The organism is Ideonella azotifigens (genome assembly GCF_006519715.1).
In the GTDB taxonomy this organism is placed as follows: domain Bacteria; phylum Pseudomonadota; class Gammaproteobacteria; order Burkholderiales; family Burkholderiaceae_C; genus Ideonella; species Ideonella azotifigens.
Map to the genome: position 1 here is coordinate 1 of NZ_VIDT01000251.1, position 7,270 is coordinate 7,270.

Consider the following 7,270-nt stretch of genomic DNA (forward strand, 5'->3'; position numbering starts at 1 on the left):
GTTCTCGGCAGACGGCACCGAGCTGGGCACCGTGACCAGCGGCACGCTGGGCCCGACCGTGAACACGCCGGTCGCGCTGGCCTACCTGCCGACCGCGCAGGCCGCGGTGGGCACCGAAGTCTTCGCCGAAGTGCGCGGCAAGCGGCTGCCGATGACGGTCGCCGCCACGCCGTTCACACCGAACCGCTACTACCGCGGCTGAGCGCAGCGAGATCGGTCAGAGGCGGGCTTGCGACCTGCCCCATCCGGGGTTGGACAGCCCCGCCCCGCCGATCTAACCTGCGCGCTGGCACGGCGCCGCCGTGCTGCCGCCTCCCCCTTTGTTTGTTCCTGAATTCTTTCTCCCGCCACACCACGGAGCCCGACACATGACGACCATGTACACCAACGATCACGAGTGGATCAACATCGAGGACCACGAAGCCGCCGTCGTCGGCATCACGCTGCACGCGCAGGATGCCCTGGGCGATGTGGTCTTCGTAGACCTGCCCGAGGTCGGCACGACCTACGCCAAGGGCGACATCGCCGGCGTGGTCGAGTCGGTCAAGGCCGCGGCCGACATCTACATGCCGGTCAGCGGCGAAGTCGTCGAAGTCAACGAAGCGCTGCGTGCCGATCCTTCGCTGGCCAACACCGACCCGATGGGCAACGGCTGGTTCTTCAAGGTCCACGTGTCGGACATGGCCGAGTTCGAAGCGCTGATGGATGCGCCTTCGTACGACGCGCTGCTGAAGACGCTCTGATCCCGCGCTGATCCTGCCGGGTTCGGTGGCGCGATCCGCCGCCGAACCTTCCCGCCTTTCCCCTGCCGCCACCGCGGCCGCCCCGCCGAGACCCGCTGCCATGCTGATGTCCGCCCACGCGCCCCTGGACGCCCTTGAAAACAACGCCGAGTTCGTCGCCCGCCACATCGGGCCGGCGCCGGAGGACGAAGCTGCGATGCTCAGCGTGATCGGCGCGGCCTCGCGTCGTGCGCTGATCGAAACCCTGGTGCCCGCCAGCATCGCCCGCAGCGCGCCCATGCAGTTGCCCGCGCCGCTGACCGAAGCCCAGGCGTTGGCCGAGCTGAAGGCCATCGCTGGCAAGAACCAGTGCCTCAAGAGCTTCATCGGCCAGGGCTACCACGGCACGCTGACCCCCGGCGTCATCCTGCGCAACATCCTCGAGAACCCGGCCTGGTACACCGCCTACACGCCTTACCAGGCCGAGATCTCGCAAGGCCGCATGGAAGCCCTGGTCAACTTCCAGACCCTGGTGACCGACCTGACCGGCATGGCCGTGGCCAACGCCTCGATGCTGGACGAGGCCACCTCGGCCGCCGAAGCCATGACGCTGGCCGCCCGCGTGGGCAAGAGCAAGAGCGAAACCTTCTTCGTGGCAGACGACGTGCTGCCGCAGTCGCTGGAAGTGATCCGCACCCGCGCCAAGCCGCTGGGCATCACGGTCGTCGTCGGCCCGGCCGAGCAAGCCGGCCAGCAGGAATGCTTTGCCGCGCTGGTGCAGTACCCCGGCGTGACCGGCCGGGTGCGCGCGTTGCAGCCGCTGGCCGATGCCGTGCACGCCAAGGGCGGCCTGCTGATCGTCGCGGCCGACCTGCTGGCGCTGACGCTGATGCAGGCCCCGGCCGAGCAAGGCGCTGACATCGCGCTGGGCAATACCCAGCGCTTCGGCATGCCCATGGGCGCTGGCGGTCCGCACGCCGCCTACCTGGCCTGCAAGGACGAATTCAAGCGCTCTTTGCCCGGCCGCCTGGTGGGCGTGAGCGTGGACGCGCACGGCGCGCCCGCCTATCGCCTGGCGCTGCAGACCCGCGAGCAGCACATCCGCCGCGAAAAGGCCACGTCCAACATCTGCACCGCGCAGGTGCTGCCGGCCGTCGTCGCCAGCATGTACGCCGTTTATCACGGCCCGGATGGCCTCAAGCGCATCGCCCGCCGCGTGGCCAGCTACACCGCCATCCTGGCCGCCGGCCTGAAGCAACTGGGCGCCACGCTGGCGCATGAAGAAGCCTTTGACACGCTGGAAGTGAAGTCAGCCGGCCAGACGGAAGCCATTCTGGCAACGGCCCGCGCCGCCGGCATGAACCTGCGCAAGGCGAGCGACGCTTCGGTCGGCATCACGCTGGACGAGACCACCACGCGCGCCGACCTGCTGGCGATCTGGGCCCTGTTCGCCCACGGCAATTCGCTGCCCACCTTCGACCAGTTCGAAGCCGGCGTGGCGCCGCTGGTGCCGGCCGCCCTGGCCCGCAGCTCGGCCTTCCTGACGCATCCGGTCTTCAACGCCCACCACAGCGAAACCGAGATGCTGCGCTACATCCGCAAGCTCTCGGACAAGGACCTGGCGCTGGACCGCAGCATGATCCCGCTGGGCTCGTGCACCATGAAGCTGAACGCCACCAGCGAGATGATCCCCATCACCTGGCCGGAGTTCGCCAACATCCACCCGTTTGCCCCGGCCGACCAGCTGGCCGGCTACGCGCTGCTGAACGAGCAGCTCTGCGCCTGGCTGGCACAAGCCACCGGTTACGCCGGCATCAGCCTGCAGCCCAACGCCGGCTCGCAAGGCGAATACGCCGGCCTGCTGGCCATCCAGGCCTGGCATGCCAGCCGCGGTGAAGCCCACCGCCGCATCTGCCTGATCCCCGAGAGCGCGCACGGCACCAACCCGGCCAGCGCGATGATGGTCGGCATGCAGGTGGTCGTCGTGAAATGCGACGCCAACGGCAGCGTGGACCTGGCGGACCTGAAGGCCAAGTGCGAGAAGCATGCGGCCGACCTGGCTGCGATCATGATCACCTACCCCTCCACCTACGGCGTGTTCGAGCCGCAGGTGAAGGCGCTGTGCGAGATGGTGCACAGCTTCGGCGGCCGGGTGTACGTGGACGGCGCCAACATGAACGCAATGGTCGGCGTGGCAGCGCCGGGCCAGTTCGGCGGCGACGTGAGCCACCTGAACCTGCACAAGACCTTCTGCATTCCGCACGGCGGTGGCGGCCCGGGCGTCGGCCCGGTCTGCGTGGTCGAAGACCTGGTGCCCTTCCTGCCGGGCCACGGCACCGCCGGCCAGCAGCGCCTGGGCGGAGTGGGCGCCGTCTCGGCCGCGCCGCTGGGCAATGCCGCGGTGCTGCCCATCAGCTGGATGTACGTGCGCATGATGGGTGCCGAAGGCCTGCAGGCCGCGACTGAAACCGCCATCCTCAGCGCCAACTATGTCGCGGCCCGCCTGTCTGGCCACTACGACATCCACTTCAGCGGCAGCAAGGACGGCATCAAGGGCGGCGGCGTCGCCCACGAGTGCATCCTGGACCTGCGCCCGCTGAAGGACTCGTCCGGCATCAGCGCCGAAGACGTGGCCAAGCGCCTGATCGACTACGGCTTCCACGCGCCCACGCTGTCCTTCCCGGTCGCCGGCACGCTGATGGTCGAGCCGACCGAGAGCGAACCCAAAGCCGAGCTGGACCGCTTCTGCGACGCGATGATCGCGATCCGCGAAGAGATCCGCCAGGTCGAGGCTGGCACGCTGCCGCGCGAGGACAACCCGCTGAAGAACGCGCCGCACACCGCCGAACAGCTGGTGAAGACCGAGTGGACGCACGGCTACAGCCGCGAGGCCGCCGCCTACCCGTTGGCCAGCCTGCGCCAGGGCAAGTACTGGTCGCCGGTCGGCCGCGTGGACAACGTCTGGGGCGACCGGAACCTGTTCTGCAGTTGCATTCCAGTTTCCGAACTCGAGGCCTGATCCTCCCGCGATCCGCCCAGCCTCTTAGCAAGGTCCACGATGGCAGTCTCAGTCTTCGATCTGTTCAAGATCGGCATCGGCCCGAGCAGCTCGCACACGGTAGGTCCGATGCGCGCGGCGCGGCTGTTCGTTGGTCGCCTGCGGCACGAGGACTTGCTGCCTCGCGTGGCCCGCGTGCGCTGCTGGCTCTACGGTTCGCTGGGTGCCACCGGCAAGGGCCACGGCAGCGACAAGGCCGTGCTGCTGGGCCTGGCCGGCCATGAGCCGGACAGCGTGGACGTGGAGCAGGTGCCGGCCATCCTGGAAGCCATGCGCGGCGAGCGGCGGCTGAACCTGCTGGGCGAGCATCCGGTCCATTTCCTCGAGGCCGAGGATCTGCTCTTCATGCGCCGAGAGACGCTGCCCTTCCACGCGAATGGCATGCGGCTCACGGCCTATGACGCGGCCGGCGCCGAGCTGGAGTCGCGCACCTACTACTCGGTCGGTGGCGGCTTTGTCGTCAGCGATGAAGTGGCAGCCGACGGCAGCAAGCAGAAGGTCATCGCACCGGATGCCACCGTGCTGCCCTTGCCCTTCACCAGCGGCGACCAGTTGCTCGCGCTATGCCAGGAACACGGCCTGTCCATCGCCCAGGTCATGCGGCGCAACGAGCTGCACTGGCGCACGGAGGCCGAGATCCACAGCGGCCTGATGAAGATCTGGCAGGTGATGCAGGACTGCGTGGCCCGCGGCTGCAGGACCGAAGGCATCCTGCCGGGCGGCTTCAAAGTGCGCCGCCGCGCCGCCACTTTGCATCGCGCGTTGACATCCAACCCCGAGGCCGCGCTGCGCGACCCGCTGCAGGTGATGGACTGGGTCAACCTCTATGCACTGGCGGTCAACGAGGAAAACGCTGCCGGCGGCCGCGTGGTGACGGCGCCGACCAATGGCGCTGCCGGCATCGTGCCGGCCGTCCTCCACTACTACACGCGCTTCGTGCACAGCGCGACCGACGCGGGCGTGGTGGACTTCCTGCTCACCGCCGCGGCCATCGGCATCCTCTACAAGGAAAACGCCAGCATCTCGGGCGCCGAAGTCGGCTGCCAGGGCGAGGTGGGCGTGGCCTGTTCCATGGCCGCCGCTGCGCTGTGCCAGGTCATGGGCGGTACGCCAGAGCAGGTGGAAAACGCCGCCGAGATCGGCATGGAACACCACCTGGGGCTGACCTGCGACCCGGTCGGCGGCCTGGTGCAGATCCCCTGCATCGAGCGCAACGCCATCGCCTCGGTCAAGGCCATCAATGCGGCCCGCATGGCGCTGCACGGCGATGGCACGCACCACGTCAGCCTGGACAAGGTCATCAAGACCATGCGCGAGACCGGGGCGGACATGAAGACCAAATACAAGGAAACCGCTCGCGGCGGCCTGGCGGTCAACATCGTCGAGTGTTGAGCAGCGCAGCCCGCCCGGCGCGGGCCGGCTCGCTCAATGCAAGGCCAGGTTCAGTTGGTCGACCACCTCGGCCCAGTCGGCGTCCTGCTTGAGCTGTTCCTTCAGCAGTTGCGCCTGGGCGGGCGTCCAGAAGTCGGCTTCATTGAGGGCCACGCCGCTGGGCAGCGGCCGGTGCGCGTGGATGAAACTGCGAATGTCCGCTTCCTCGGCGGGCAGGCCCAGTTGGGCAAACAGCTCGTGGAACTGATGGAAGCTGCAGTCCATGGTCGACTTCTCCTCGTGATGCCGCGTGGCGCGGCGAATGGCCGAACCATAGGCCTGCCGGCGCGAGTTGCAAAGACGGACATGGCCTCAGCCGAACGTGGGCGCCCTCCTACGGCGCCAGAGCCGCTACGATCAACTCACTACCGCTGCGGCTGCACGCCTTGATCGCCATGCACACGCTTTCTCTCCTGCCTGATGCTGTAACGCCCTCCTCGTCGACATCCGGCGCACCCCGCATCCGCGTGGGCATTGGCGGCTGGGTCTTCGAGCCCTGGCGCGATGGCAATTTCTTCCCCGTGGGCTGGCCCAAGACCAAGGAACTCGCGTACGCCAGCAGCAAGCTCAGCGCAATCGAGATCAACAGCACCTACTACAGCGACCAGCGGCCCAGCACCTTTGCCAAGTGGCATGACGACACGCCGCCCGGCTTCATGTTCTCGCTGAAGGCCAACCGCTTCACGACCAACCGCCGGGTGCTGGCCGAGGCCGGTGGCTCGGTAGAGAAATTCCTGGCCAGCGGGCTGCTCGAATTGAAGGACAAGCTCGGCCCCATCGTCTGGCAATTCGCGCCAAGCAAGCGTTTCGATGCGGCCGACTTCGGCGCCTTCCTGAAGCTGCTGCCACGCGAGCTGGGCGGCCGGCCGCTGCGCCACGCACTGGACGTGCGGCATGAGAGCTTCCGTTGCCCCGAGTACCTGGACCTGGCGCGGTCCATGGGCATGGCCACGGTGTTCACCGAGGCTGACGACTACCCGCCGCTGCCGGACCTGACCGCCGACTTCGCCTACTGCCGCTTCATGCGCACCGCGTCCGAACAGCCGGAGGGCTGTGAACCCGAGGTGCTGGACGGCCTGGCCAAAAGCGTCGCCACCTGGCGCGACGGACAAGAGCCGACCGGGCTGCCCAAGGTCGAGGCCGGTCCGCCGCCGGCTGAGCTGGCGCATCCGCGCGACGTGTTCTTCTATTTCATCAGTGGCGCCAAGGAGCGCAACCCGGCCGCCGCCCAGGCGCTGCTGAGCCGCTTGGGCTGAAGCGCCGCGCCAAGGCCTGGCATTGCCCGGTGTTTCCCGCCTCCCCGTCGCGCTCAGCGCACGTTAAGCTTTGCCCATGAACCTCTTGCTCGCTGAAGACGATGCGCTGCTCTCGGACGCCCTGTCTGCGCAATTGCGCGAGGCTGGCTTCCAGGTGGAGCACGCACCGAATGGCGCAGTGGCCGAATACCTGCTGCTGAAGCAACCTTACGACCTGGCGGTGCTGGACCTTGGCCTGCCCATGGTCGACGGGCTGACGGTGCTGCGCCGCGTGCGCGCCGCCAAGCCCGGCTTGCCGGTGCTGGTCTTGACCGCACTCGACAGCCTGGACGACCGCGTGGCCGGCCTGAATGCCGGGGCCGACGACTACCTGACCAAACCCTTCGACTTTCCCGAGCTGGAAGCACGGCTGCGGGCACTGCTGCGCCGCAGCAAACCGGTCAGCAGCGCCAGCGAAATGGGCCCGCTGAGCTTCGACCGTGACACCCGCCGCGCCACGCTGCGCAGCGAGCCGCTGGAACTCAGCCCGCGCGAGTGGATGCTGCTGGACCTGCTGCTGACGCAGCGCGAGAAGGTGGTCACCAAGGAGCAGATCAACCAGGTCTGGGCAACCGATCGCGCCGGCGGTGCCAGCGAGGGCGGTGCCGGTGGCAACAACGCGATCGAGGTCTACATTCACAGGCTGCGTCGCAAGCTGGAGGGTTCCGGACTGGTCATCCGCACCGTGCGCGGGCTGGGTTACCTGCTCGAGGCTGAAGCCGTGGTCGCCTGAAACCGCGCTTCGCTGAACCCGCGTGCTGCGC

At 68.1% G+C, this 7,270-nt stretch carries 7 protein-coding genes; 6 read left to right on the forward strand and 1 reads right to left on the reverse strand.

The window, feature by feature from the left end:
• From FKP22_RS15755 to FKP22_RS15770, 4 genes are all read left to right on the forward strand, one after another.
• The coding region (locus tag FKP22_RS15755; protein WP_310733339.1) for a glycine cleavage T C-terminal barrel domain-containing protein at positions 1-202 on the forward strand (202 nt) is incomplete at its 5' end.
• A 166-nt stretch (positions 203-368) separates the two neighbouring features.
• Positions 369-743, forward strand: a complete 375-nt coding sequence (gene gcvH / locus FKP22_RS15760) for a glycine cleavage system protein GcvH (RefSeq protein ID WP_141288416.1) — start codon at positions 369-371, stop codon at positions 741-743.
• A 100-nt stretch (positions 744-843) separates the two neighbouring features.
• Positions 844-3,741: an aminomethyl-transferring glycine dehydrogenase gene (gene gcvP / locus FKP22_RS15765; protein ID WP_141288417.1), complete on the forward strand. Its 2,898-nt coding sequence runs from the start codon at positions 844-846 to the stop codon at positions 3,739-3,741.
• A 39-nt stretch (positions 3,742-3,780) separates the two neighbouring features.
• Positions 3,781-5,172, forward strand: coding sequence for an L-serine ammonia-lyase (locus FKP22_RS15770; protein WP_141288418.1), 1,392 nt, complete (start codon positions 3,781-3,783; stop codon positions 5,170-5,172).
• Positions 5,173-5,205: 33 nt separating this feature from the next.
• On the opposite strand, the gene FKP22_RS15775 is transcribed toward FKP22_RS15770, so the two are convergent.
• On the reverse strand, positions 5,206-5,436 hold the full coding sequence (locus FKP22_RS15775) for a DUF2789 domain-containing protein (RefSeq protein WP_141288419.1): 231 nt from the start codon (positions 5,434-5,436) through the stop codon (positions 5,206-5,208).
• Between the two features lie 170 nt (positions 5,437-5,606).
• Here FKP22_RS15775 and FKP22_RS15780 point away from each other — a divergent pair, with 170 nt between their 5' ends.
• Together FKP22_RS15780 and FKP22_RS15785 are read left to right on the forward strand one after the other, a co-directional pair.
• Positions 5,607-6,467, forward strand: coding sequence for a DUF72 domain-containing protein (locus FKP22_RS15780; RefSeq protein ID WP_141288420.1), 861 nt, complete (start codon positions 5,607-5,609; stop codon positions 6,465-6,467).
• Positions 6,468-6,543: 76 nt separating this feature from the next.
• Positions 6,544-7,239, forward strand: coding sequence for a response regulator transcription factor (locus FKP22_RS15785; protein WP_141288421.1), 696 nt, complete (start codon positions 6,544-6,546; stop codon positions 7,237-7,239).
• Positions 7,240-7,270: the final 31 nt, after the last annotated feature.

What these genes read in the sequence shown, in the direction of transcription:
- FKP22_RS15770 (WP_141288418.1), top strand. Translation starts at nt 3,781, where the DNA reads ATGGCAGTCTCAGTCTTCGATCTGTTCAAGATCGGCATCGGCCCGAGC.
- gcvP (WP_141288417.1), top strand. Translation starts at nt 844, where the DNA reads ATGCTGATGTCCGCCCACGCGCCCCTGGACGCCCTTGAAAACAACGCC.
- FKP22_RS15780 (WP_141288420.1), top strand. Translation starts at nt 5,607, where the DNA reads ATGCACACGCTTTCTCTCCTGCCTGATGCTGTAACGCCCTCCTCGTCG.
- FKP22_RS15775 (WP_141288419.1), bottom strand. Translation starts at nt 5,436, where the DNA reads ATGGACTGCAGCTTCCATCAGTTCCACGAGCTGTTTGCCCAACTGGGC.
- gcvH (WP_141288416.1), top strand. Translation starts at nt 369, where the DNA reads ATGACGACCATGTACACCAACGATCACGAGTGGATCAACATCGAGGAC.
- FKP22_RS15785 (WP_141288421.1), top strand. Translation starts at nt 6,544, where the DNA reads ATGAACCTCTTGCTCGCTGAAGACGATGCGCTGCTCTCGGACGCCCTG.